This is a genomic window from Streptomyces sp. NPDC005566, assembly GCF_040605575.1.
Lineage (GTDB): Bacteria > Actinomycetota > Actinomycetes > Streptomycetales > Streptomycetaceae > Streptomyces.
Window position 1 is genome coordinate 215,163 of record NZ_JBEXDB010000002.1, and the last position, 26,078, is coordinate 241,240.

Consider the following 26,078-nt stretch of genomic DNA (forward strand, 5'->3'; position numbering starts at 1 on the left):
CACGCAGCGGGTCCTGGAGTCCGTAATACCCTCACTGCATGCTTGACGCCCTGACGGTCGCGGTCGCCGTGACCGCGCTCGCCCTCGCCGCCTGGTGCGGTTACGCCGCCTACCGGGACCAGCCCACGAAGGACTGGCACTTCATCGGGATGGCCGTCGTCTCCGTGCTGGCGCTGGCCCAGCTGCTGGTGGGGATCGTGCAGATGGCCCGGGGCGAGCGGCCCGACCAGGGCATGACGATCTTCATCGCCTATCTGATCGGCGCCTTCGCGGCCGTGCCTGCGGCGGGCTTCCTGTCGCTGAGCGAGCGGACCCGCTGGGGTTCGGTGACGGTTGCGGCGGGCGCGGTCGTGCTGGCCGTGCTCGAAGTACGGCTCTACGACATCTGGGGAAACTGACCGTGACCGACACCGACCGCACCGGCGAATCCGGCGTTCCCTCCGCACCCGCGGGCCCGAAGCCGCAGTTCGAGCTCGGCACCGGACCCGGGCGCGTACTGGTCTGGTTCTACGGGGTGTTCACCGTGGCCGCCGCGTCCCGCTCGATCGTCCAGATGATCCTGGACTTCGACAGGGCGCCGCTGGCCTACGTACTGTCCGCCGTCGCCGCCCTCGTATACGGCTTCATCACGTACTCGCTGGTGCGGGGCGGAGAAAAGGCGCGCAGGGCGGCGCTGGTGTGCTGCGCCGCCGAACTCGCGGGGGTGCTGGTCATCGGCACCTGGACCCTGGTGGAGCCGTCCGCGTTCCCCGATGCCACGGTGTGGTCGGACTTCGGCATGGGATACCTGTTCATCCCGGTGATCCTGCCGGTCACCGGGATGATCTGGCTGCGCCGCGCACGGAACGCATGACTGTCAGGCCTGCTGCGGTCCTTCAGGCACTGGCCGCGTAGGCCGGTGCGGAAGCGTCCTTCTCCAGCAGGATCAGACGGACGCCGTCCTCGCCGGTGGCGTTGCCCACCCTGGAGTAGCCGGCCTTGCTGTAGAGCCGCAGGTTCGCCTCGCTGCGCTCTCCGGTGTGCAGCCGGAAGCGCCTGGCCGAACGCGCGTCGGCCAGGCCCGATTCCGCGGCGCGCAGCAGGCGTGCGCCGAGGCCGTGCCCCTGGAGCCGGGGGTGGACGCAGAGTTTGCCGATGAGGCCGGTGCTGTCCCCGTCGGTGAAGCCGCGTACCGAACCGACGACTTCCTCACCGAGCCGGGCCACGAACACCAGGTCAGTGGCGACTTCGCCGCGTACCGATTCGAGGGTCTGGATGAGTGGGTCGATCCGGTAGTTGCCGTAGAGCTCCGCCTCCCTCTGGAAACAGAGGTACTGAAGCTTGAAGATCTGCTCGACGTCCTGTGCTGTCGCCGCCGAGATGGTCACGCTCGTGCCCATGTGTGCATGCCTCCCGCTCACCTGGTCCGCCGGTTGTCTACCGCTCCTATCCCCGCACTTCAGGAGCTACAACCTCCGCCGCGAGCATTCTGCGCAGACATCCAAGGCATCGGGAACGGATCGGGCCCAAGCTTCCCTGTGACATACCCAACTCCCCTGCGATTTCCCGGTAGGTCGGATCGTGGGGAGCGAGCATCGCGGCCAGCAGACGGGGGCACCGCCCGGGCAGCCGGTCCACTGCCGCACGCAGCAACCGGCGTTCGTCCGCCCCCAGGGCGAGGCGCTCCGGGCAGCCGCTCCAGTCTCCCGGGGGTTCGCCCGCGGTGTACGCACGCTCCCGCCGGGCTCTGCGGCGGGCCCGGCGCACCTCCGCCCGCACGGCGGCGCGGACCCAGCGGGCGGGATCCGCGGGTGCCCCCTGCCCTGCCGGCCGCTCCAGCAGCCGCAGCCACACGGCCTGTTCCAGGTCCGCCGGATCGACCTGGGCGGCCGGGGCCTCGGCCGTCGCCTCCGCGCGCACCAGCGGGAGCAGGGCCCGGACGACAGCGGCCGGTGCGAGCGGGCCCCGGCCCGCGGGAGCTTGGTCGAGAAGTGTCATGCCCCGTCAACGCTCCCCGTCCACAGCCGGTTGCCGTGCACGGGGAGCTCCACCCGACCGGGGCATCCCGGCCGGGCCGCTGACGGTGGTGGCTCAGTGGCCGGCGGCGTCCCCGGCGAAGTCGGCCGCCGCGAGCAGCGCGGTGTCCGGGTTGTCCGAGAAGACCCCGTCGATGCCGGCCGCGAAGTACGTGCGGAAGGCGCCGAAGGCGTCGCCGTACGCGTTGGGGTCCGTGCCGCGCCGGAAGTCCGCCGGCAGGAAGGAGTTCTCGTTGCGCATCGTGTACGGGTGCAGGATCAGGCCGCGCGCGTGCGCGTCCCGGACCAGGGTGGTCGGTGTGGTGAGCCGGCCCGCCGGGTCCTTGGGGATGACCAGGTCCAGCGTCGGGCCTATGCCCTGTGCGAAGGACGCGATCCACGTCAGCCCGGCGGGCTTCACGAGGTCGGCGACGGTGCGCGGGTCGCCCGCCTCGACGAGGTCCCAGGGCCGCTCCTTGGGTCCGGACAGCAGGACGACGCGCGGCGTGGCGACGAGCTTCGACAGCCGCTGCACGGAGGTCGGTTCGAAGGACTGCAGGATCAGCGGGGAGTGCGCGCGGTGCCGGTTGTGGCGGCGCAGCAGTCGGGCCAGCGGCTCCTCCAGGCCGAGCCCGAGGCTGCGGAAGTACGTGGGGTGCTTGGTCTCGACGTACAGCCAGACGGGCTTGTTGCGCCTGCGCCCTTCCTGGTCGGCCCAGCGCAGGACCTCCTCGAAGGTGGGGATCTCCCAGCGGCCGTCGTAGAGGGTGTTCTCCTGGCGGGTGCCGGGGATCCGCTCCTTGGCGCGCAGCGTCTTCAGCTCGGCGAGGGTGAAGTCTTCGGTGAACCAGCCGGTGAGGGAGACTCCGTCGACCGTCTTGGTGGTCCTGCGGCCCGCGAACCCGGGGTGGTCCGCGACGTCCGTCGTGCCGGTGATGTCGTTCTCGTGGCGGCAGACGAGTTGACCGTCCTTGGTCGGCACCAGGTCCTGCTCGACGATGTGCGCGCCCATGTCCAGGGCCAGCTGGTAGGAGCCGAGGGTGTGCTCGGGCCGGTAGCCGCTGGCGCCGCGGTGGCCGATGACGGTCGGCACGGGCAGGTCCCGGTACGAGCCGTGGCCGCCGCGCTGTGCGGCCCGGCCGTGCTCCGCCGCGTTCGCCGCACCGATCGGTCCGAGGGCGGCCGTACCGAGGACGGCCGCTCCCAGCAGTGTCCGCCGGCCGGGACCCTGCGCACGCTCTGTCATGAGTACTCCTCGCATGTGATGTCCGGCACCTGTCGAGCCGGGGTCTTCCGTGTGGATCAGGCCGGATCGGGCCGGGGTCCGGTGCCGTGGAACGCGGGGCGGAGGAGCTGCCCGAGGACGAGGAGGCGAGGTGAAAGGGCACGCGAGCCCGGCCCCATCCGTACGAGAGGCTCGAGTGGCTTGATCGTAGGCAGCTACGCCATCCGTGGGGCGGCACGTGGACGAACATGGCGGAAACACACGTCAACACTGCGTATCCACTCGGTGAACCCGATGTGCGATTCGGGGGTACCCGCGAGTATCGTCCTCACCTGCACAGACCCTCTTAATTTCCGACCCGGCCGGCCCGGCCACAACACCGGAGGATGCGTTGTCCCGACTCACGGTCATCAAGGCAGTGCTCGGACCGATCCTGCGCCTGATGTTCCGCCCCCAGGTGGAAGGCGCCACGAACATTCCGGGGACCGGGCCGGTGATTCTCGCGGGCAACCATCTGACGTTCATCGACTCGATGATCATGCCGATCTGCTGCGACCGGCCGGTGTTCTACATCGGCAAGGACGAGTACGTCACCGGCAAGGGCCTCAAGGGCCGTCTGATGGCCTGGTTCTTCACGGGCTGCGGAATGATCCCGGTCGACCGCGACGGGGGCCGTGGAGGCGTCGCCGCCCTCATGACGGGCCGCAGGGTGCTGGACGGGGGCAACGCCTTCGCCATCTACCCCGAGGGCACTCGCTCCCCCGACGGCCGGCTCTACCGCGGCCGTACGGGCATCGCGAGGCTGACGCTGATGACGGGTGCGCCGGTGGTGCCGTTCGCGATGATCGGCACGGACAAGCTGCAGCCGGGCGGCGCCGGGCTGCCCCGGCCGGGCAAGGTGACGGTCCGCTTCGGTGAGCCGATGGAGTTCTCGCGCTACGAGGGCATGGACCGCGACCGCTATGTGCTGCGGGCGGTGACGGACTCGGTGATGGCCGAGGTGATGCGGCTGTCCGGCCAGGAGTACGTCGACATGTACGCAACGAAGGCCAAGGCAGCCTGACGGCCAAGGCCGAGGCAGCCGGATCTGGCCGCGCCCGGCCTGAAAGGGCCCGTACCCCGGATGGCGGGGTACGGGCCCTTTCGTGTGTCCGCCGCTCGGGTGGACCCTGCGTCCGCCGCGAGGGACGTCAGTCCTCCACGATGCCTTCCTCCAGTTTCTGGCCGCGCAGCAGGTACCACGCGGCGACGGCGGTCGCCAGCAGCACCACGGCGCCGACGGCGGCGGCGACCCTCAGCCCGTTGACGAACGCCTCCTGCGCGGCCCAGACCAGCGCGTCCGCCTGCTGGGCCGGCAGGGTCTCCGCCGATTCCACGGCACCGCCGAGAGATTCGTGGGCCGCCTCCGAGGTGGCCGCCGGGACTCCCTCCGGGGTGCCGAAGCCCTGGTAGACGCTGGTGACGATGGAGCCGAGCAGCGCGATGCCGAGGGCCGCGCCGAGCTCGTACGCCGTCTCGGAGACGGCGGACGCCGAGCCGGCGTGCTCCTTGGGGACGCTGCCGAGGATCACGTCGGCGGTGACGGTGAACGAGAATCCGGCGCCGACGCCCACCACCAGGAGCACGGCTCCGAGCAGCGGGTACGCGGTCTCCTTGTGGATGAGGGTGACCACCGCGAGCGCCAGCCCGATCGCTCCCAGCCCGCCCGTGACAACGGAACGCACCGAGAAACGTCTGGCCGCCCTGCCCGCGAGCAGCCCCGCGGTCACCGCGCCGATCGCCGCGGGCAGTTCGGCGAGGCCGGCCTCCAGTGGGCTGCGCCCCTGGACCAGCTGCAGGAACTGCGAGAGGAAGAAGACCAGGCCGGACAGGCCGAGGATGGTCAGCAGGTCGGCGAGGACCGCGCCCGAGAAGCCCCGGTGGTGGAAGAGCCGCATGTCCAGCAGGGGTGACGGGAGCCGGAACTGCCGTCGTACGAACCAGAGGAGCGCGAGCCCGCCGCCGACGGCCGAGAGGACGACGGCCCAGCTGATCCCGTGCGCCGCCAGTTCCTTGACGGCGTACACGACGCCGACCATGCCGACGAGGGAGAGCCCCACGCTGGGCAGGTCCCAGGGTCCCGGCTCGGGGTTCTTCGACTCCGGGATCATCTTGATGCCCACGGCCACGAGGACCGCCATGACCGGCAGGTTGATCAGGAAGACCGAGCCCCACCAGAAGTGTTCGAGCAGCACACCACCGATGACCGGGCCGACCGCCGCGCCCGCGGACGCCATGGCACCCCAGATGCCGATGGCGAAGCTTCGCTCGCGCGGGTCGTGGAAGAGGTTCCGGATCAGGGCGAGCGTGGACGGCATCAGGGTGGCGCCGGCGACACCCAGGAGCGCGCGGGCCAGGATCATCATCTCGGGACTGTTCGCATAGGCGTTGAGCACGGAGACCGCACCGAACGCCGTGGCCCCGGTCAGCAGGAGCTTCTTGCGGCCGATGCGGTCACCGAGGCTGCCCATGGAGACGAGAAGGCCGGCGATGACGAAGGAGTAGATGTCACCGATCCAGAGCAGCTGCGTCCCGGTCGGTTCGAGGTCCTCGGTGAGGAACGGGGTGGCGAGGCCGAGGACGGTGGCGTCGACGGCCACCAGCAGGACGGCCAGGACGAGGACCGACAGGGCGATCCACCGCCCCGGGTGGTACCGGTCGTCCGAGGTGCCGGGGCGGTACGGGGTGCTACTCATTTCTCCACGCTCCGGCGTGCTCCGCCGAGCAGCAACTCGACGATCATGTACTGGAAGTCCTGTCCGGCGACCCGCCCGGCCTGTACGGCCCATGCGCCGGTACCGATGAGCCCGTACAGGGCCTCGGTCAGCCAGGCCGGTGTGAGGTCGATCCGGAATTCGCCGCGCTCCTGGCCGCGCCGGAAGAAGGCGGAGACCCGTGCGTCGAGCCGGTTCCAGCCCTCGTTCACCTGATCGCCTTCGAAGAGCTGGTTCTCGTGGACGAGGAAGGACAGCAGCCCGGCAGCGGGCTCGACGGCGGCGACGAGGCGCCGCAGGCCTTCCTCGGCGGTACCCTCGTCGAGCTCCGCGGCGTCCAGTGCGGCCTCGAATTCCTGGATACCGAGGTTCTCCAACGCCCTGACCAGCGCGTCCCGACCGGCGAAGTGGCGGTGCAGGGTGGCGCGGCCGATGCCCGCGGCCTTGGCGACCTCGTCCATGGTGGCAGTTGATCTACGGGTCAGCAGTGCGGCGGCGCTGCGCAGCACCTGCTCACGGTCGAGAGTCATGAGACGACACTAACCCGTATGAGACATGAATGTCTCACAGCAAGGTCGAGCCGTGTCGCAGCCCCGCATCGTTGCGGGCATCATGAAGAACTTCTCGATCCGCGGCCGCATCCGCAGGCCGACGGGAGATCCCCTGGGCCGAGGCACCGTCGTACCCTGTACACCGCGGATTCGCGAAGAGGTCGTCGGTCCGGAGCGGACGGACGGGGGGAAAGAGGAGTACCCACTCCTTTCCACTCTCAACATATAGCGCACAGGGGGCCTTGCGGCAAGGCCCCCGTCATGCCGCAGAATCATCCGCCGAAGCCAGTACCTGCGGAAATGGGGGAGCCACGACGTGCGCGTGCTGTCGTCGGCGGACGGATCGGGCGGGGATGCCGAACCGCTGATGGGACTCGCGGTGACGGCCACTCGCTCCGGTGCTCCTCCGGCGGTGGTACCCCGTCCGTACTGGGCCGGACGGGTGGCCGACGAAGGGCACTCGATGTGCGCGTAGGCCGCGCGGGAACGGCGGCCCAGAACCCAGGAAGCCAAGAAGCCAAGAAGTCCAGAAGCCTGGAAGCCCGGAGCGCCAGACCTCGACACCCCGGTGGCCGTTGCCCGCCACGGCCACCAGATTCTTCACGCCGGTCCAGGCACCTTGCTGCGCGCAATGGTTGCAAGCGACCTCAGATCGGAGCCAAACGCCGTGAACCCGCTGACCACCAGCGCATTCGACCTTCCCGACCGCCTCTCCCCCAAGGCCGACCCGGCACTGATCGGCGGCGACGAGCAGCACTTCGCCGCCATCGCGGAGTGCCTCGAGCAGTCGATCGCGGAACTGTCCGACCGTCTCGCCGCCGAACGAAGGACTCCCGGCGGCCTCGGCCGGCAGGCCATGGACCGGGACAGCGAGATCCACCGGCTGACCGCCCGTCTGCGCACACTGCGTCGCTTCGGCAGGGACCTGTGCCTCGGGCACATCGTCGGTGCGGACGCCTCCGAGCCGGTGTACATCGGCCGCCTCGGCCTGACGGACAGCTCGGGTCGCCGACTGCTGCTCGACTGGCGCTCCCCCGCGGCCGAACCGTTCTTCGGGGCCACCCACGGCAACCCGATGGGTCTGGCGAGCCGCCGCAGGTACCGCTGGACGAGCGGCCGCATCAGCGACTACTGGGACGAGGTGTTCACCCCGGACGGCTTCGCCGGGCACGCCGCGCTCGACGACCAGTCCGCGTTCATCGCGGGCCTCGGCAGCAACCGGTCGCCGCGGATGCGGGATGTGCTCGGCACCATCCAGGCCGACCAGGACGCCATCATCCGCGCGGGATCGCGTGGCGCCCTCGTCGTCGACGGAGGTCCGGGTACGGGGAAGACCGTCGTCGCCCTTCACCGGTCCGCCTACCTCCTCTACTCCGACCCCCGCCTCGGTCACCGCCGGGGCGGCGTCCTGTTCGTCGGTCCGCACCAGCCCTACCTCGGCTACGTCGCCGACGTCCTGCCCAGCCTCGGGGAGGAGGGCGTGCAGACCTGCACCCTGCGGGATCTGGTCACCGAAGGAGCAGCGGCGGCCGTGGAGACCGACCCGGACGTGGCCCGCCTGAAGTCGTCAGCGAGCCTCGTGAAGGCGGTGGAGACGGCCGTCAGCTTCTACGAGGAGCCGCCGGCCGAGGGGATGACGGTCACGACCCAGTGGTCCGACATCCGGCTGACCGCCGCCGACTGGGCCGTGGCGTTCGAAGCGGCAGGACCCGGTGCCCCGCACAACGAGGCGCGCGACCAGGTCTGGGAGGAACTGCTCACGATCCTGGTGGACAAGTACGACGGCGACGGCTCGGAGTACCTGCTGCGCAGGTCGCTGCTGCGGAACAGGGAACTGCTCACGGCCTTCGACCGGGCGTGGCCGCTGCTCGAAGCGGCCGACCTCGTCGGAGACCTGTGGTCCGTACCCGCCTACTTGCGCAAGTGCGCTCCCTGGCTCGGCCCCGATGACGTGAAGCAGTTGCAGCGCAGGGACGCCCAGGCCTGGACCGTGTCCGACCTGCCGATCCTGGACGCGGCCCGGCAGCGGGTCGGCGACCCCGAGGCGGCGCGGCGCAGGCGGCGGAACGAGGCCGCTGTCGCCGACGAACGCGAGCGCAGGGCCGAGTCCATCACCAGCCTGCTGCAGAACATGGTGATCGACGAGAGCGAGGGCGCGCTGGGGATGCTGCAAGGCCGGGACCTGCAGGACTCACTGATCGACGCGAGCGCGCTGCCGGGCACCGAACCGGACCTGCTCGCCGGCCCGTTCGCCCACGTCGTCGTGGACGAGGCTCAGGAACTGACCGACGCGGAGTGGCAGATGCTGCTGCTCCGGTGCCCGTCCCGCAGTTTCACCATCGTCGGGGACCGCGCCCAGGCCAGGCACGGGTTCACGGAGTCGTGGCAGGAACGGCTCGAGCGGGTCGGGCTCGACCGGATCAACCTGGCGTCCCTGAGCATCAACTACCGGACGCCGGAGCAGATCATGGCAGAGGCCGAGCCCGTCATCCGGGCCGTGCTCCCGGACGCCAACGTTCCGGTCTCCATCCGGAGCAGCGACGTCCCCGTCGTCCACGGATCCGCTTCGGAGCTGAGGCCGGTCCTCGACACCTGGCTCGCCGAGCACGCCGAAGGGATCGCCTGCGTCATCGGCGATCCGGCATTCCGCTCGACGTCCCGGGTCCGGTCGTTGACCCCGGAGCTGTCGAAGGGGCTCGAGTTCGACCTGGTCGTCCTCGTCGACCCGGAGGAGTTCGGCAAGGGCGTCGAAGGAGCGGTCGACCGCTATGTCGCCATGACCCGGGCGACCCAGCAGCTCGTCATCCTCACGAGCTCCTGACGCCGCCCCGCCTGACGGACGGTGGGCAGCGGGCAGACGTGCGCTCCACCCGTACTGCCGGCGGTTCCCGCCGCCGGCGGTGCGGGCCCGTGCGACCGGGCGGACGGTCCCCGAACGGATTGTCACTGGGTACACCTAGAGTCTCTCCCACTCGTCACGGTGCGTTGCCGTCGACGGGTCTCATCAGTGTGCCGCCAGGGCGGCGGCGTCCGGAACGACGGGGAGAACAGCGCATGGGGTGGGTACCGGCAGGCGACTACGAAGTCGCCCTGGAGGCAGGCAAGGTGGTCTGCCGCAACGGAAAGGGCCGACCGCTGAAGTCCGTCCCGGCCAAACTGAAGGACGACCCCGCGGTCGTGGGACTCCGGCAGTTGACCGAGTGGCTGGAGCGGCACGAGCGCAGGTGCCTGACCGACGTCGAGCAGTGGATGGTGCGTTCGCTACCCGTCCCCACGGCCGTCCTCGCACAGGTCTGGCCCGACCCGGCGTGGCAGGCGGCCCTGCGGGACGTGGTGGTGACCGGCGCGGACGGCGGGGTCGCCGGTTTCCTGCGCGATGTCGACCCCGCGCGCGGTCTGGGCCTCGTCGACCTGGACGGCGACACGGTCCGCATCACCCCGGACGTCGTCAGAGTGCCTCACCCCGTCCTGCTCGACGACCTCGACGAGCTGCGGGAGTTCGCGGTCGAGCTGGGGGTGCGGCAGAACGTGGAGCAGTTGTTCCGCGAGGTGTGGCGCCGCCCGCCGGACCTCGCCCCGGACACGGCCTCCGTCGACACCTACGCCGGCGGCGTGTTCAAGGAACTGCGGTTCCTGCACGGCCGCGTCACCCAGCTCGGGTACCGGTCGCGCGGTGGGTACGCGGTCTGCCCGGTCGTCGAGGACGGCGTCACCGCCGAGGCCCGCATCTGGATCGGCGAGCACGACGGATACGACGAGTACGGCACCGAGACGGGCTCCCTGGGCTGGACCGACCCCGCGGGGCGGGCCTTGACGGCCGCCGAGGTCGGACCTGTCACGTGGTCCGAGGGCATGCGCATGGCGGCGGCGCTCTACGCCGGTCGCGACGTGGAGAACGAGGAGCGGGCGGCATGAGCACCACCACGACGGACACCGACGTGAACACGACGGCAGCGGACACGGCAGCACCGGGCGCGGCGTCCCTCCCCGCCCAGGCGCGGGGCAAAAGCGCCTCCACCCCCGCCGCCGAGGCCCGCGCGGCGGCCCTGCTGGACGCGGGCGCGGTCCTCCCCGCCGGTACCACCGACCGGGACGACGCCGACACGCTGACCGCCCGCACCTACACGCACACCGCCCTCGGCGACCGCACCGTGGTCCGGCTCGTGCCCGGCACGCTCGGCGAAGCCGAGGACCTGGCCCTGGAGTTCCTCGGACTCGCACGGACCGCCGAGGCCCCCGTCGTGGGCCAGGTGCGCCGCGAGACGCTGGGCTTCCCGGCCTGGGCCCTGGTCAACGACCCGGCCAACGGGCACCACGCTCTGGCCCTGGTCAAGGACATCGAGCGGCTGGGCCGGCAGGCCAAGTCCCGCGCCGGAGCGGCCAAGGAGGGCTTCGACGAGCTCGGCACCCGGCTCGGCCGGGCCGTGCCCCACTTCCTCCCCACCTATTACGAGCAGGTGGCGCGCCTGTTCCTCGATGCGGAGAACACCGGCTACGCCGCCTCCTTCTTCGGCAAGGCCCGCGAGGCCGAGCGGGTGCACGGACTGGTCGTGGACGAGGACCGGCAGCGGGCCGTCTTCCTGGAGTTCGCCTTCGCCGGCGCCCTGACCGTCAAGGCGCTGCGGCAGTACGTGCGGGACCTGGTGGCCCGGCTCGCACCGCTGGACGCCTGGGCACAGTTCCGTCGTCTGCTGGTCGAGCGCTGTGCCGCCGGCATGCCCCCGTATGCGGCGCTGCCGCAGGACGTGCGCGCGTTGGTCAAGGCCACCGGGCTGGACCGCGAGGCCGCCGAACGCGACCTTGTGGCCGATCTGCTCGAATCCCCGGGAGTCGTCCGCGCCCCCGCCTCGTTCTGGGCGGCCTACCGCTCCGCGCTCGTCACTCTCGCCCGACAGGATTCGGCCGTGCGCGTCCGGCTCCTCGGCTTCTTCCCGGAGACCTTCGGCGAGAGCGGCCGGGGGACGGACGGCGAACGCGACTGGCTCGCACTGCTGGCCGAATCCGGTGCCGAGGACCTGCTGACCGCTTTCCCGGACACCTCCGGCTCCGCCGCTCCCGGTGACCCGTCCGTCTCCCCCGCGGACTGGCTCGCCCGCTGGGAGGCGCACCGCCGGCGTAACCAGGCCTCCCCGGGCCGCAGCCCGCAGACCCTCGACCTGGCCGCGCGGATGGCGGACCGGCTGCGCGCCGACGGGCGCCCCGTCGAGGTGTTCCAGGGCCGCTGGGTGCGCACCGCCGACCTGGACCTCCTCGACCTCCTGCTGTCCTCCGGCGTTCCCGTCGCCGAACCGGACGACCAGGACACGAGCAGCGCGAAGCGCCCTGGCGTCGCGCTCGGCCAGTGGCTCACCGACACCGCGCCCGGAGCGCGGGATCTCACCGCCATCGGCGGACGGCCGGTCTTCCGCGCCCTGCTGAGCCGGACCGTCAGCAAGCTCGGCGGCGGACGCGGCCAGCAGCTGAGCGATACCGGCATGGCGAAGATGGCAGCGCATCCGGTGCTCTCCGGGGTCCTGCGGGAATGGCTGACCGCCTGTGCCGAGGAGTACACGGCCGCACAAGGGCTCCCGGGGCTGAACGCCGCCTACAACAAGCTGTCGGCGTACCGCGCCGTGGTCACCGAGGTCGCCCCGGAAGCGGTGCGGCTCCTCGAGGGCCACGATGTGGTCCCCCTGCTCGCCTCGACCCTGCGCACCGGCATCCTCGACGAACTTGGCTGGACCGCACTGGACGAGACGTACGCCGAACTGGCCGCGGAGGCCGCCGACTCGCGTCAGCGGCGCAACCGGTCGGAGGGTGTCGGCGTCACCGGCGCCTGGCCCGCGCTGATCCTGAACACCTTCGAACGGGCCGTCGTCGTCGGCCCGGAAGGCATCCTCCTGCGGCACACCCTGCGGCTGCCCGCCAGCGTCGACCAGTGGCGGACGCCTGCCTTCCGTTACGTCGACGGCGAATTGCTGGTCACCTGGTGGGAGGACGGCAAGCAGCGCGGCTACTGGTCGCACCGCCCCGCCGAGGTTTTCTCCGTCGGCGGCGAGCAGGTCCCCCGCTGGGGCAGCTCCGGCCCTTCGGACGAGGTCTGCCTGCCGCTGCCCGGCGGCGGCCGCGCCACCGGCGGCAAGGCCCTGCACGCCGGCGACACCTCCCTCCCGCCGCAGCGCGCCGTACTCTCCGACGGGACGGGTCACTGGCGCGAAGGCCACCAGGGCACGCAGCGGGTGTGGCTGGAGTACGACCCGGTCAGTGGCACGCACGGCCGCGCCTCCCTGCCCGCCTTCCTCCGTTCCGGGGTGCGGGACGGCACCCGGCTGCTCACCGAGCACTGCCAGGTGCTGCCTCTCCAGCCCGGCCTGGAGACCACCCCGTTCGGCACGGACGGCACGGTCCTCGGCCGCTGGGTCCGCCGCACGGTCGCCGAACCCGGCACGCCTGCCCCCGCGGACGGGCACCATGTCGTCGCGGGCACCCCCGACGGCCACACGGTGACCCTGCCGCACCCGCTGTCCGACGGCCGGTCCCCGGTACCGCTCGGTGCTCTCACCCTCCCCGGCGGATCACGCCCCGTCATGGCCCTCGCCGACCGGCGCGTCCAGGCCCACCCGGCGGACACGGACGGCACCGGCGGAAGGCTGTGGTCCGTCGCCCCCGGCTCCTCCGGCGGAAACGACGCCGCGGGCACCCCCTACGTCCCTCCCGTCACCTACTGGCACGCCCTGCGACCGAGGGACGAGCAGGGCTCCACCACGCTGCGGAACCTGACGGACTCCCGGGCGGAGGAGCTCTTCGCGGAGGTCGCCACCGCGGTCGCCCAGCACCTGGAGGCGTTCCGGGCCGCCGAGGAGTACACCGGGCCCTCCTCGCGCGAGCTGAGCCAGGAAGCCGTCGCCAAGGTGCTGCCCGAGGTGTCCGACGTCCGGCTCCTCGCGGGCGTCACCGCGCTCGTCCGGACCGCGGTGGACCGCGCCGTCGACGCCGCCCGGTACCTGGAACCACCCAAGGCCGTGGAGCCGGCCACTCCCGTGGACGCCGCGCGCACCCAGGGCATGTTCTTCGATCACGCGCCCGAGCACGGCGACGACGTGACCCTGCAGAACGCCACCGTCTGGGGCTCGGAGCGCATGAACGCCGGTTGGTGGGGAAGGGGGAGCCGATGGACCGCGATCCGGCAGATCCTCGCCGTCAACCACGTCCTCGGCGGTAAGCCGGCGTTCGGCCCGCCCGTGTACTCCAAGGTCCCGTCCACCCCCGTGGACGGCTGGCAGCGGGACGAGTACACCGTTCCCGGGCATTCCCCGGACTGGACCTCCCTGCTCGACAAGCTGCCCGAACTGGCTTACCGGGCCGCCTCGGCGACCACCTCGCCCGAGCACCGCGCCGGCCTCGTGGTCCTGCTCGACACTCTCGGTCAGGGCCCGCTGGCGGACCCGGCGGGCACGGTCCGGCAGGTGGAACTCATCGAGCCGTACGTCGGCGGGACACCCGGGCAGGGGCGGCAGCACGACGCCGTGCACCGCCTCGGCCACGTGCTACGCAAGGGCGCCCGCACCGTCGTGGTCATCGCCGAGCGCGGCCGCAACGCCCGGAACGACGCGGCACGCTGGCTGGCCCTGGACCACGACCCCACCGGTGCCTTCGGCCCCGTCCCCGGCTTCACCCTGGACCACGAGCACGTCCACCGGCAGGGCATCGCCCTCGACCGGCTCACCCGGCTCACCGCCCTGGTACGGGAGCATGGCCCGGCACCCTGGCATCCCGAGGCCGCCGAGGCCTTCCACACGGCCACCGGGATCGGTCCCCTCCAGTCCGCCGCCCTCGTGTCGGCCGCCGTCGACGAGCCGGGCGCCGAGGCGCTCGCGCTGCTCGGAGCGAAGACCCGTGCCTTCGAGGCCGCCCAGGCCAGGGTGAACGCCCTGCCCCGCGCCGACCGCCAGGCCCTGCTCCACGCGCTGCTGCCCGCCGACCCGGCCGAGCTGTGGTCCACGGGCCCGGACGTCCGGGCCGCCGCCCACGTCTGGCAGGCCCGCCTCGCCTCCCTCGTCCGCGTCCCCGAGGAACTGGACCTCGATCTGTCGGGCACCACCTCCCGCGCCGTCGACCTGATCCTCAACTCGGACTCCCGGACATGGCTGGGCCAGGGCTCCCCCGTCGAGGACGGCACGGGCCGGGCCGGCCTGCGCCGGGTGAGTGCGTACGGCTCGCTCTCCTCCGCCCTGACCGCGCTGCGGACCCTCGCCTACACGCTGCCGTACGGACACCCTCTGCGGGCGCACCTCCCCGTCGGGCTCGCGGCCCTGCGCCGTACCCTCGCCGACCCGGACCTGGTGCTGGAGCTCGGGCTGGACTGGACCGAGGCGGGCGACTCCATCGGCTCCGTCGTCCGGGCCGCCCACCAGCTTCCCGAGTCCGGCGGTGCGGGGCCCGACGGCCTGGTCCGGGTCGGTGCGGCGCTGCTCCTCGCAGCCGGCCACGGCAGCCAGGAGAAGCTACTGATCCGCCCGGCCTTCCTGGAAGGCCCCGAGGACCCGGCGTTCGGCCTGGTCGAGGGCATCGTCGCGCCGTACCGGGTGGGTGAACTCCTCGCCCTGCGCGCCCTGCTGAGCAAGGAGACCGACGCCCTGGTCTCGGCGGGCGCCCCCGACGGCACCCCGCACCACCCGGCCCAGGACCCGACGCGCGCGGTGCCGGACCTGGTGGCCGAGGCCGCCGCGGCCCTCGGGCTGAGCGCCGACGCCGCCGGCGTGTACCTGATGCTGCTCGCCCTGCCCGACCCGACGGACCGCAACTGCGCCCGCTGGAGCGAGTGGAAGCCCGCACGGATCAAGAAGGCCCGGGCGGAGCTCGCCGCCACCGACCTCGTGGTGGAGGCCAAGCGCTCCCGTGCCGGCCGCACCCTGTTCCTCCCCTGCGGCTGGCTCGAACGCGGCACCCCAGGCCTGCCGCTGGAGACCTGGAAGGAACAGCTGTACCCCGTGGCAGGGTCCGCCCGGACCCTGCCGGGCATCCCCGTGCCCGAGCTGTTCGCCGCAGCCTGGGCACGGGTCAGGGGCGGCGACGCCCCCGCCTTCGAAGAACTGGACACCCGCGCACCCCGGAAGGGCCGCCGCCGATGACGAGCGACATCACGACCACAAACGGGAGCACCGCCACGGGCGGCGTCCCGGCACCGCGCCCCGTCGGCGCCTCCGGCCTGGAGAACCGCCAGGTCACCTTGCCCGAGGACCGGTACGCCACCGAGCTGGCCTTCCTCGCCGCCCACGACTCGGGGCTGCGTCCGCCCGGCTGGCTGCTCACCCCGCGCGCCGTCGTCACCTTCGTGATGGGCAGCGCGGGCGAGGCTCTCGGCCTGCCGAAGTCCGCGCGGGCCGGCGAGGGGGTGCCGCACCGCCTGGTGATCGAGCAGAAGTTCGTCGGCGAACGCGCTTTGGTCGAACGGTGCGTGGTCACCCTTGCCGGGGAGCGCGGACTGCTGCTGGTGGGCGAACCCGGCACCGCCAAGTCCATGCTCTCCGAGCTGCTGTCGGCGGCCGTCTGCGGGACCAGCGCGCTCACCGTCCAGGGCACCGCGGGCACCACCGAGGACCAGCTCAAGTACGGCTGGAACTACGCGCTGCTGCTTGCCCAGGGCCCCACCGAGCAGGCCCTGGTGCCCTCCCCGGTACTCACCGCCATGACCCGGGGCGCCGTCGCCCGTGTCGAGGAGGTGACCCGTTGCCTGCCCGAGGTCCAGGACGCGCTCGTGTCACTGCTCTCCGAACGGCGGATCTCCGTGCCCGAACTCGCGGGCGGCGAGGGTGCCCAGGTGCACGCGGCTCCCGGGTTCACCCTCATCGCCACCGCCAACCTGCGGGACAGGGGCGTCTCGGAGATGTCCGCGGCGCTGAAGCGGCGCTTCAACTTCGAGACCGTCGGCCCGATCGGGGACGTGGACGCCGAGACGGCGCTCGTCAGGCGCCAGTCGCGCGCGGCCGTCGAACGGTCGGGCGCCTCCTACCAGGTGGACGACGCCGTCCTCGAAGCCCTCGTCACCGCTTTTCGAGATTTGCGCGAGGGCCGTTCCGTGGAGGGCTGGGAGGTCGAGCGTCCCTCCACGGTGATGAGCACGGCGGAAGCGGTCTCCGTCGCGGGATCCCTGGGCCTGGCCACCGCCTACTTCCCCGGCGACCGGGACGTGCTCTCCCTCCTGCCCGGCCATCTGCTCGGCGTCGTGCGCAAGGACGACCCCGCCGACGCGGCACGGCTGCTGGGGTACTGGGACGGGCCCGTGCGCCGGCGTGCGGAGCAGGGGTCGGCCACCTGGCGTGCCCTGTGGGAGCTTCGCGCGGTGCTGGAGAGCTGACGGATGAGCCAGTCGACCACCCCGGACACGCGGACCACGACCGAGGCGCCGCCCACCGCCGCCTCGGTGCCCCGGGCCACCGCCGAGACGCCGACCCCCCCGAACACGCGGACCACCACCTCGGTGCCGACCACCCCGAACACGCAGCCCGGCACCGAGGTGTCGCACGCCGGTGCACCGCGGGGCCCGGCGGCCGGGCCCACCACCCCGGAGGCCGCGGTGGCAGCCCTCGCCGCGGCCGGGCCCGGGCTGCCCTTCCTGATCGGGGTGCGCCACCACGCGCCCTCGCTCGCGGCCGCCCTCCCCGCTCTCCTGGACGAGGCGGCCCCCGACATCCTCCTCGTCGAACTGCCCGCCGAGTTCCAGCCCTGGCTGGGCTGGCTCGCCCACGAGGAGACCGAGGCTCCGGTGGCGCTGGCCGCCGTGCCTGCCGACGTGGCGGGAGCGGCGGGCGAACGAGGGCCTGCCTTCTATCCGTTCGCGGACTTCTCTCCCGAACTGGTCGCCCTGCGCTGGGCGGCACGGAACGGGGTCCCGGCCGTGGCCTGCGATCTGCCGCTGGCCGACCGGGCCTGGGCGCGGGGCGGGCCGGGCACCCCCGCTCCCGCACCCTTCCCGGGCGCCGCTTCCGCACCTGTGCGGGGGGAGGGACTCGGGCTGTCCGACGCCCTCCGGTCACGGCTCACCGGCCGCGACGGCGACGACCTGTGGGACCGGCTGGTGGAGGCCCCCGCACCCGGATCGACACCCGAGTCACTCCGCCGTGCCGCCCTCCTCACCGGCTGGGCGCTGCGGTACGAGACCGAGGCGCGGGGTGGCGTGGACGGCACGGACCTGGTGCGCGAGGCCTGTATGCGCGGACATGTCGCCGAGGCCCTGGCGAACGGGCGGCGGCCCGCCGTGGTGGTGGGAGCCTTCCACACCCCGGCGCTGCTGCCGTCCGCTCCCGGGGCCGTCGGGGCACCTGCCCCGCGCAACCGGGACGCATCGGAGGTCCCGCGCGAGCCGGAAGCATTCGAGGTCTTGCGCGACCCGGACGCATCCGCCGCCCCGGCTGGCCCGGGCGCGGGAGGCCGCGTGACCGCCGCTGCCTCGACGGAGTCGTGCACGGTCTCCCTGATCCCGTACACGTACCCACTCCTGGACTCACGGTCCGGGTACCCGGCCGGCATCCGGGACCCGGAGTGGCAGCACATCGTCCTGGACGCGGCCGGGCACCCGGCCGCGCTCCACGAGGCACTGATCCGCACCGCGGTCCGTATCTGCGCGGCCCTGCGCGAACAGGGCCATCCTTACGGCCCGGCGGACGGCCGGGAGGTCGTCCGGGTCGCCGGGGACCTGGCGCGCCTGCGCGGGCTGCCCGCCCCCGGTCGCGGCGAACTCCTCGAGGCCGTGCAGACGGTGCTCGGGCGCGGTGAGACCTACGGCACGGGCCGCGCCGTCGCCCAGGCCCTCGAACGTGTACTCGTCGGAGCCCGCACCGGACGGCCCGCCCCCACCGCTCCGCGCAGCGGCCTGGGCCCGGCCACGGAGGCCGAGACCGCGGCGCTCTCGCTCCCCGGCCCGGGGGACGCGCACGAGAGGACACCGCGCGACCTCCGGCTCGATCCGGCCCGCTCCACACTCGACGGGCGGCGCGAACTGCTGCTGCGCAGGCTGACGGCGTGCGGCATCCCGTACGCGCAGGAACAAGGGGTGACGGGTGCTGCCGGCTCGGAAGGACTGACGACCCGCTGGCAGGTGCGGTGGACGCCGGCGACGGCCGCGATGCTCACCGCGGCCGGGGCCCGCGGTGTCACTCCGGCCCAGGCGGCCGAGGGGGTGCTGCGGCAGCGGCACGCGGCCGAGCGCGCGGAAGGCGGCCCCACGGCCGCCCAGGTCGTGCGGGGTCTCACCGAGGCCGCCGAGTGCGGACTCCCCGCCCTGGCCGACGAACGGCTCACCGAGCTGGCGGCCGTGCTCCCCTCCAGCGGCACCCTTCCCGAGATCCTCACCGGGCTCGACCTCCTGGAACGCATCGGCGCGGGCCACCTGCCCGGCCTGGCCGCCCCCGACGACCCGTCGGCTTCCGAGGCAACCGAAGGCCCGGACGCCACCGCCTCCCTCACCGCCACCGCTTCCGCCCGTGCCGCCCGCATCGCGCACGCAGCGGAAATCCTGACCTCGGCGGCGGTCCGTCAGGTCGACGGCCTGACCGGATCCGAGGAACCCGAGGACGCCCGCGCCCTGCTCGAACTGGCCCAGCGCGCCGACCGGCTGGGCGGCATCCGGCTCACCGACGCCCTCGTCCGGCTGGCCGCCGAGGGCACCCCGCTGATCGCCGCGGCCGCCGGGGCCGTCCGGGTGCTCACGGGCCACGAGGACGCCGAGGCCTTCGGGACGCGCGTCGCCTCCTGGGTGGACGGAGCTGTGGACGGGGCTTCCCGGGCCGCGCTCACCGCCCGCCTCACCGGCGTCCTGACGGCGGCGGGCCCGCTCCTGACCGTCGCAGCCGGCGCCCTGGACCCGCTGCTGCACCGTGTGGTCGAGCTGGACGACGCTGCGTTCCTGACCCGGCTGCCCGCCCTGCGCGGCGGGTTCGACACCCTCAGCCCGGCCGCCCGGGACCGGCTGCTGGACACCGTCGAGGAAAGGCTCGGCGAACGCGTGGACGGCCTCGACGCCGACGACCCCGCCGCGCTGGCGGCCCGCGCGGCCGCCGACCTCGCGGCCCGCGAGCTGCTGACCGGCCTCGGCCTGCCCGTACCGTCCCCCGCCCACGACGACCGGTTCCCGCCGCAGCCGGACAGCCTCACCGCACTCCCGCCGCCCGCCACCCCTACGTCCTTCACCGATACACCCCCCACCGGGGCGGGCACGCCCGCCGTCCCCGTGCCGGCGCAACCCCGCCTCACCGGAGCCGCCCCCGCGCGGACTCTCGCGCCCACCGACCGGTGGCGGCTCGTACTCGGCCGACGTCCCGATCGACTGCCGTCCGGTGCCGCCCGGCTGGCGACCGCTCTGGACGAGCTGTACGGCGAGGGACGTGGCGAGGGATCACGCGGAGGTATGCCCGGTCCCGGTCAGGGGGGCGGCCGGCGCGGCGGCCGCGAGGCATCGTTTCCCGGCGTCCGCGAGTGGTCCGAGGAACTGGCCGCGCTGTTCGGCCCGGGCATCCGCGAGGAGGTCCTCGCCGCCGCTGCCGCGACCGGCCGGCCGGACGTCCTCGCCGAGATCGACCCGGCGGCCGCCACGCCCTCCGTGGAACTCCTCCGTACGGTCCTGCGGTACGCCGGCGGCCTCCCGGAGGCGCGTCTGGCGGCGCTCCGGCCCCTGGTCCGCCGCCTGGTCGAGGAACTGACCCGGCAGCTCGCCACCCGGTTGCGGCCCGCCCTCACCGGCACCATGCTGGCCCGGCCCACCCGCCGCCCCGGCGGCCGGCTGGACCTGCCACGTACGCTGCGCGCCAATCTGGCCACCGCCCGCCGGACGGCGGACGGTACGGTCCAGGTGATCCCCGAGAAGCCGGTGTTCCGCAGCCGCGCCCGCCGGTCGGCCGACTGGCGCCTCATCCTGGTCACCGACGTCTCCGGATCCATGGAGGCGTCCACGATCTGGTCCGCACTGACCGCCTCCGTGCTGGCCGGGGTGCCGACCCTGAGTACCCACTTCCTCGCCTTCTCCACGGAGGTCGTCGACCTCACCGGCCATGTGCACGATCCCCTCTCCCTCCTGCTGGAGGTGAGCGTCGGCGGGGGCACCCACATCGCTGCCGGGCTGCGGCACGCGCGCAGCCTGATCACCGTGCCCACCCGCACCCTCGTCGTCGTCATCAGCGACTTCGAGGAGGGTGCTCCGCTAGGCGGACTGCTGGCCGAGGTGCGGGCCCTGGTGGCCACCGGTTGCCACGTCCTGGGGTGCGCGAGTCTCGACGACGCGGGCCGGCCCCGCTACTCGACGGGTGTCGCGGGCCAGGTCGTGGCCGCCGGTATGCCCGTGGCAGCACTCAGCCCACTCGAACTGGCCCGCTGGATAGGGGAGAAGACCGCATGACCGCCGCCCAGTTGCCGCCCGTCGCGCCGGAGATCACGGCCACCCTGGTGGAGAACCTCTCGCCCCGGCTGCGCAAGCGGCTGGACGCGGCGGTCACCAAGCTCGGAGCGCGCCCGGCGTACCGCGACGGGGATACCGTGACGATCGCGGTCGACGACGAGAGCGATCTGCGCCTGCACGCCCCGGGCGGCGTGGTCACGACGGCGGACGACATCATCTGTGGCTGCCTCCTCGCCCCGGCATGCGTCCACCGCGCGGCCGCCGCCTGCGCCGCCCCCACGGCGGACCCGGCACCCGAGCCCGCCGGGCCACCGGCCCCGGCGGCAGCCGAATCCGCACCGCACCCGGACGACACGGCCACAGACACCGGCACCCCCGCCGCACCCGCCGCCCCCTCACCCGACGTGGCGGGCCCGGCCCAACGCGCCGCGGCCGACGCCCTGTGGTCGGCTGCCGCCGCCGTGCTGGAGGCCGGCGTCGACGGGGCGGGCGCCGTCGCCCAGGCGGCACTCCTCCGCGCGGCGCACACCGCCCGGCTCGAGCACCTGCCGCGCGCCGCGGGCGCCGCTCTGTCTGTCGTCACGCTGCTGCGTGCGGCCCGCGCCGGGGACCCGTCCTACCGCACCGCCGAGCTCGTCACGGCCCTGGCCGAACTCCTGGGGACCGCGCACCGGGTGGGGACCGCGTCCGGGGCGGAGCTGGACATCGTCCGGGGCCGGGCACGCCGCCCCTACAGCCCCGACGGCTCGCTGCGCCTGTACGGCCTGTTCACCGAACCCGTGGTCACCGCCTCGGGGCACGGCGGCGTCCGCACCTGGGTCGCCGGACCCGACGGCCGGCTATGCACGGTCGGCGACGTGGCCCCCGGCGGAGTCGGCCGCGCCCTGGGCGTGGCCGACCGGGCCGTGCGGCTCGGGGAGAGCGCGCTCACCCACCGGGAGCTGGGCCGGGCCGGTTTGGCGGTCTCGGGGGCGACGGTCTCGCCGGACGGACGGCTGGGTGCCGGGAAGGGCGTCAAGGCCGTCACCGCCCGGGGCGCGGCGTGGACGGAACCGCCGCTCACCGCCCTGTGGGGGACGCCGCCGTCCCAGCAGGCCGTCCGGGCCCTGCGGTCCACCTCCCGCTACGCGGACCCGGAGGGCGGCGGCAGCGACCTGCTCTTCATCGACGTCGAACTTCGCGGCGCCGTAAGGGAGCCGGGCGGCACCTGTCTGCTCGCGTGGTGCGACGACGGTGTCCTTGTCCGGCTCACGGTCGCCGACGACGACCCCGCGCTGGCCCACCGGGACAACCTGATGCTGCTGGCCACCGCTGCGGGGACACGGCTGCGGATCATCGGCCGCCTGGTACCCGCGCTCCACCCCAGGCTTGCCCTCCTCGCCTGCTCGCACCCCACCGGTGAGGGCACGATCGACCTCGGCTTCGACCGTCTGCGCCGCGCCGACCTTCCCGTGCCGGACGCCCCCACGCGCCCTGCCCCGCCGGAGCCCGGCAGCGGCGCGCACTCGCCCCTGCACCTGCTGGAGCGCCGCGTCGAACAGGCTGTTCCGGCGGGCCGGGCCGCCCTCGGCATGCTCGGTGATGTCTCGGCCGAGGCCCGCCGCCTCCGCCGGGCGGGCCTTCCCACGGCCGCCGGCCTTCTCGCCTCCCTGTGCGCTTCGGCTGCCCGACGCGAACGCGACCCCTTCGGCCGCCTTCTCCCGGCCGACACCGACGGTTTCGCCGCCCACTGGCTCTCCGCCGCCCGCTACACGTCCGCCGTGTCCGAGTCCCTGTGCGCGGCAGCCTGGGAACCGACGCAGGTGGGCCCGGCAGCGGTACCGTCGAAGACTTGATCACTCTGCCGGCGATCCTGGAGTCTCTCGGTGCGGAGCATGGTCAACGGGCATTGCCGGGCGGTCTCGACGACCGGTGCACGTGTCGAGGTGCCCGTCGTCCCCCGGCTCCCGCACACGCAGAGCCGGTATCCGAGCTCCTGACGCCATTCCGTTCCGCCACGGCCCGTCGGACGGCGGCAGCGGGCACCATGAGGCGATGAAGCCGCTGCTGCTGATCGACATCGACGGCCCGCTGAATCCTTACATGGCGCTGTCCCGCCCCGGGGCGCCGGAGGGCTACCGGCGGCACACCATGCGGCCGACGGGGTGGACGGCGGGGCCGGGGCTGCCGGTCCTGCTCAGCCCCGAGCACGGCGACGAGCTGCTGGCCCTCGCCGACCGGTACGAGCTCGTCTGGGCGACCACGTGGAAGGACGAGGCCAACGAGTGGGTCGGCCCGCACCTCGGGCTGCCCCCGCTGCCGTACATCGACTGGCCCGCGATGCACGGCGCCACCGGGGACGGGACGTACTGGAAGACGCGGTACGTCGTCGAGTTCGCGGCCGGTAGGCCGTTCGCCTGGGTCGACGACGAGATCACGGACCTCGACACGGACTGGGTGGCGGGGCACCACCCGGGGCGGGCGCTGCTGCGTCCGGTCGACCCCCGGGTGGGGCTGGTGCGGGCGGACTTCGACGCACTCGCCGCGTGGGCCTGATGCCGGTTCAGCTCCAGGGCAGCGAGGAACGGTGCCGCCAGTACGCCTCCGGCTCCTCCACCAGGGCGTCGAGCCGGTCCAGCCGGTCCGCGTCCAGGTCGAGGAGGGGGGCGTGCAGATTGCCGGCGAGCTGGGTGACGGTGGCCGCTCCCGACAGGACGACGCCCGCCCACGGCCGGTGGAGCACGAAGGCCAGGGCGGCGGCGTCCGCGCCGAGTTCCGCCTCGGCGGCGATCTCCTGGACGACGGCGGGGGCTTCGGTCCCGGCGAGCCTGCCGTTGGCCATGGCCTCCTTGACGATGACGGTGAGCCCGGCGTCGTGCGCCTCGGCGAGCGCCGGTCCCGCCGAGGTCTCCAGCGCGTTGTACGTGGCCTGGACGGTACGGAAGAGGGGCTCGCCGTCCACCGTGACGGCAAGGGCGGCCCGGATGGCGTCGGCCTGGGCGGGGCCGCTGGTGGAGAAGCCGATGGTGGTGCCCTCCACGGCCAGCGCGGCCAGGCGTGCGTGGAGGTCCTTGTCGCTCAGTGCCGGGCTGTCGGCGGTCATCGAGTGGATCTGGTAGAGGTCGAGCCGTTCGCCGAGCAGTCCGGCTGTCTCGGCGCGCTGGCGTTCGAACGTGGCGAGGCTGTGGTCCTTGACCTCGTGTGCCTCGGCGTCGACGCGCCAGTCGGCGGTGTAGGTGTAGCCCCACTTGCTGCCGATGACCACGTCCGTCACCTCGGGCCGGGTGGTGAGCCAGTCGGCGAGGAACTCCTCGGAACGGCCGTAGGAGCGGGCCGCGTCGAAGTACCGGACGCCCTGTGCGTAGGCGGCGTCCAGGAGGTCGTGGGTGCGGGAGCGCAGCGCGTCCGCACTGCGGTCGGCGGGCAGGTCCCGGTCCCGGTGCAGATTGATATAACCGGGCCTGCCGACGGCTGCCAGGCCCAGCCCGATGTGGGCGGTCGGGGTGGTCGCTCGGTTCAGGCGGGCGAAGGGCATCGCGGACTCCTCCTGGTCGGTTTCATGTACCTGCCCGACCAACGTAGCCCGCGATGCCGCCGGATCAGCCGCGCGCGGTCGCCCAGGCGTGCTGCGTCGCCAGGTCGGCCTTCACCTCGGCGAGCTGGACGGCGACGGCCGACGGGGCCGTGCCGCCGCGGCCGTTGCGGGAGGCGAGCGCGCCGGGCACGTCGAGTACCGTGCGCACCTCGGGAGTGAGGTGCTCGGAGATCTTGGCGAACTGCTCGTCCGTCAGTTCGTCGAGCTCGATGCCCTGCTGCTCGCACACCTTGACGCACTCGCCCGCGACCTCGTGCGCGACCCGGAACGGGACACCCTGCTTGACCAGCCACTCGGCGATGTCCGTGGCGAGCGAGAATCCGGCCGGGGCCAGCTCCTCCATGCGCTCACGGTTGACGGTGAGGGTGGCCATCATGCCGGTGAAGGCGGGGAGCAGTACCTCCAGCTGGTCGCACGAGTCGAAGACGGGCTCCTTGTCCTCCTGAAGGTCGCGGTTGTACGCGAGCGGGAGGGCCTTGAGGGTTGCCATCAGGCCGGTCAGATTGCCGATGAGGCGGCCGGACTTGCCGCGGGCCAGCTCGGCGATGTCCGGGTTCTTCTTCTGCGGCATGATCGAGGACCCGGTGGAGAAGGCGTCGTGGAGGGTGACGAAGGAGAACTCCTTCGTGTTCCAGATGATGACCTCCTCCGCGATCCGGGAGAGGTTGATGCCGATCATCGCGGTGATGAAAGCGAACTCGGCGACGAAGTCCCGGGACGCGGTGCCGTCGATGGAGTTGGCGACGGATCCGTGCTCGAAGCCGAGGTCGGCGGCGACGGCCTCCGGGTCGAGCCCGAGGGACGATCCGGCCAGCGCGCCGGAGCCGTACGGGGACACCGCGGTGCGCTCGTCCCACTGCCGCAGCCGCTCGGCGTCCCGGATGAGGGGCTGCACATGGGCCAGGACGTGGTGCGCGAACAGGACGGGCTGGGCGTGCTGGAGGTGCGTACGGCCGGGCATGGCCACGCCGGCGTGGGCCACGGCCAGCCCGACGAGCGCGTCCTGGAGTTCGGCGATCAGCCCGCCGATGATCCGGGCGTGGTCGCGCAGGTACATCCGGAAGAGCGTGGCCACCTGGTCGTTGCGTGACCGGCCGGCGCGCAGCTTGCCGCCGAGGTCAGGACCGAGGCGCTCCAGGAGGCCGCGCTCCAGCGCCGTGTGGACGTCCTCGTCGGCGATGGTGCCGGTGAACGAGCCGTCGGCGACGGCGGCTTCGAGCGAGTCGAGGCCGCCGATCATGCGGTCGAGCTCGTCCTCGGTGAGCAGACCCGCCTTGTTGAGCACCCGCGCGTGGGCGCGGGAGCCGGCGATGTCGTACGGGGCGAGCCGCCAGTCGAAGTGGACGGAGGCGGACAGCTTGGCCAGCGCCTCGGCGGGTCCGTCGGCGAAACGGCCGCCCCAGAGGCGTACGTCGCTGTTGCCGGTGCCGTTGCTCACTTCGTGCTCCTCGGGAGTGCAAGGGTGGGATGTGCGGCCGCCTGCCCGCACGCGTGCGGAGGGAAGGCGGCGGGTGGCGCGGGGATCGGACGAGGTCGCACGTGGCCGCGATCTTCGGGAAGGGGCCGAGGATCTCGAGTGAGCCCTGTGCGGTGCAGCCATGGGTAGGCATAAC

18 protein-coding genes are annotated in these 26,078 nt (G+C 73.1%); 11 read left to right on the top strand and 7 right to left on the bottom strand.

All coding sequences use genetic code 11. From position 1 onward, the window contains the following. Window positions 1–38 precede the first annotated feature (38 nt). Window positions 39–398 (top strand): hypothetical protein, encoded by a 360-nt coding sequence (locus tag ABZS61_RS03855; protein ID WP_356415617.1) that lies wholly within the window; start codon window positions 39–41, stop codon window positions 396–398. A gap of 2 nt (window positions 399–400) precedes the next feature. Next, window positions 401–853: a hypothetical protein gene (locus ABZS61_RS03860; protein WP_356415620.1), complete on the top strand. Its 453-nt coding sequence runs from the start codon at window positions 401–403 to the stop codon at window positions 851–853. Between the two features lie 22 nt (window positions 854–875). On the opposite strand, the gene ABZS61_RS03865 is transcribed toward ABZS61_RS03860, so the two are convergent. From ABZS61_RS03865 to ABZS61_RS03875, 3 genes are all read right to left on the bottom strand, one after another. After that, window positions 876–1,379, bottom strand: a complete 504-nt coding sequence (locus ABZS61_RS03865; RefSeq protein WP_356415623.1) for a GNAT family N-acetyltransferase — start codon at window positions 1,377–1,379, stop codon at window positions 876–878. A gap of 46 nt (window positions 1,380–1,425) precedes the next feature. Beyond that, on the bottom strand, window positions 1,426–1,977 hold the full coding sequence (locus tag ABZS61_RS03870; protein WP_356415625.1) for a sigma-70 family RNA polymerase sigma factor: 552 nt from the start codon (window positions 1,975–1,977) through the stop codon (window positions 1,426–1,428). A 93-nt stretch (window positions 1,978–2,070) separates the two neighbouring features. Continuing rightward, complete coding sequence (locus tag ABZS61_RS03875; RefSeq protein WP_356415628.1) at window positions 2,071–3,240, bottom strand: glycerophosphodiester phosphodiesterase; 1,170 nt, start codon at window positions 3,238–3,240, stop codon at window positions 2,071–2,073. A gap of 370 nt (window positions 3,241–3,610) precedes the next feature. On the opposite strand from ABZS61_RS03875, the gene ABZS61_RS03880 reads away from it, so the two are divergent. After that, window positions 3,611–4,282, top strand: a complete 672-nt coding sequence (locus ABZS61_RS03880) for a lysophospholipid acyltransferase family protein (RefSeq protein ID WP_356415631.1) — start codon at window positions 3,611–3,613, stop codon at window positions 4,280–4,282. 127 nt (window positions 4,283–4,409) lie between these two features. Here ABZS61_RS03880 and ABZS61_RS03885 read toward each other — a convergent pair whose 3' ends face one another. Further along, a complete protein-coding gene (locus ABZS61_RS03885) occupies window positions 4,410–5,954 on the bottom strand; it encodes an MFS transporter (RefSeq protein ID WP_356415634.1) in 1,545 nt (514 codons plus the stop codon). After that, window positions 5,951–6,502 carry a helix-turn-helix domain-containing protein gene (locus tag ABZS61_RS03890; protein ID WP_356415637.1) on the bottom strand — a complete coding sequence of 184 codons (552 nt, stop codon included), beginning with the start codon at window positions 6,500–6,502 and terminating at the stop codon, window positions 5,951–5,953. Before ABZS61_RS03890 ends, ABZS61_RS03885 begins: the two co-directional genes overlap by 4 nt. A 337-nt stretch (window positions 6,503–6,839) precedes the next feature. Here ABZS61_RS03890 and ABZS61_RS03895 point away from each other — a divergent pair, with 337 nt between their 5' ends. The 8 genes from ABZS61_RS03895 (at window position 6,840) to ABZS61_RS03930 (ending at window position 23,426) form a co-directional block, all read left to right on the top strand. Further along, entirely contained in the window at window positions 6,840–6,998 is a 159-nt protein-coding gene (locus ABZS61_RS03895; protein WP_356415641.1) for a hypothetical protein, read from the top strand. Between the two features lie 192 nt (window positions 6,999–7,190). Further along, the gene (gene helR, locus ABZS61_RS03900; protein WP_356415643.1) at window positions 7,191–9,344 is read left to right on the top strand and encodes an RNA polymerase recycling motor ATPase HelR; all 2,154 of its coding nucleotides are present in this window, start codon (window positions 7,191–7,193) and stop codon (window positions 9,342–9,344) included. Between the two features lie 233 nt (window positions 9,345–9,577). After that, window positions 9,578–10,438, top strand: a complete 861-nt coding sequence (locus ABZS61_RS03905) for a DUF4132 domain-containing protein (RefSeq protein WP_356415646.1) — start codon at window positions 9,578–9,580, stop codon at window positions 10,436–10,438. After that, window positions 10,435–15,633, top strand: a complete 5,199-nt coding sequence (locus ABZS61_RS03910; RefSeq protein WP_356415649.1) for a hypothetical protein — start codon at window positions 10,435–10,437, stop codon at window positions 15,631–15,633. The genes ABZS61_RS03905 and ABZS61_RS03910 overlap by 4 nt, the downstream gene beginning before the upstream one ends. After that, window positions 15,630–16,859 carry an AAA family ATPase gene (locus tag ABZS61_RS03915; RefSeq protein WP_356415652.1) on the top strand — a complete coding sequence of 410 codons (1,230 nt, stop codon included), beginning with the start codon at window positions 15,630–15,632 and terminating at the stop codon, window positions 16,857–16,859. The genes ABZS61_RS03910 and ABZS61_RS03915 overlap by 4 nt, the downstream gene beginning before the upstream one ends. A 3-nt stretch (window positions 16,860–16,862) precedes the next feature. Then, a complete protein-coding gene (locus ABZS61_RS03920; protein ID WP_356415656.1) occupies window positions 16,863–20,891 on the top strand; it encodes a DUF5682 family protein in 4,029 nt (1,342 codons plus the stop codon). Further along, a complete protein-coding gene (locus ABZS61_RS03925) occupies window positions 20,888–22,726 on the top strand; it encodes a hypothetical protein (protein ID WP_356415659.1) in 1,839 nt (612 codons plus the stop codon). The genes ABZS61_RS03920 and ABZS61_RS03925 overlap by 4 nt, the downstream gene beginning before the upstream one ends. 199 nt (window positions 22,727–22,925) lie before the next feature. Then, window positions 22,926–23,426 (top strand): hypothetical protein, encoded by a 501-nt coding sequence (locus ABZS61_RS03930; protein WP_356415662.1) that lies wholly within the window; start codon window positions 22,926–22,928, stop codon window positions 23,424–23,426. A 7-nt stretch (window positions 23,427–23,433) separates the two neighbouring features. On the opposite strand, the gene ABZS61_RS03935 is transcribed toward ABZS61_RS03930, so the two are convergent. Then, window positions 23,434–24,405, bottom strand: a complete 972-nt coding sequence (locus tag ABZS61_RS03935) for an aldo/keto reductase (RefSeq protein ID WP_356415665.1) — start codon at window positions 24,403–24,405, stop codon at window positions 23,434–23,436. A 64-nt stretch (window positions 24,406–24,469) separates the two neighbouring features. After that, window positions 24,470–25,903 carry an argininosuccinate lyase gene (argH, locus tag ABZS61_RS03940; protein WP_356415668.1) on the bottom strand — a complete coding sequence of 478 codons (1,434 nt, stop codon included), beginning with the start codon at window positions 25,901–25,903 and terminating at the stop codon, window positions 24,470–24,472. Between the last annotated feature and the right edge of the window lie 175 nt (window positions 25,904–26,078).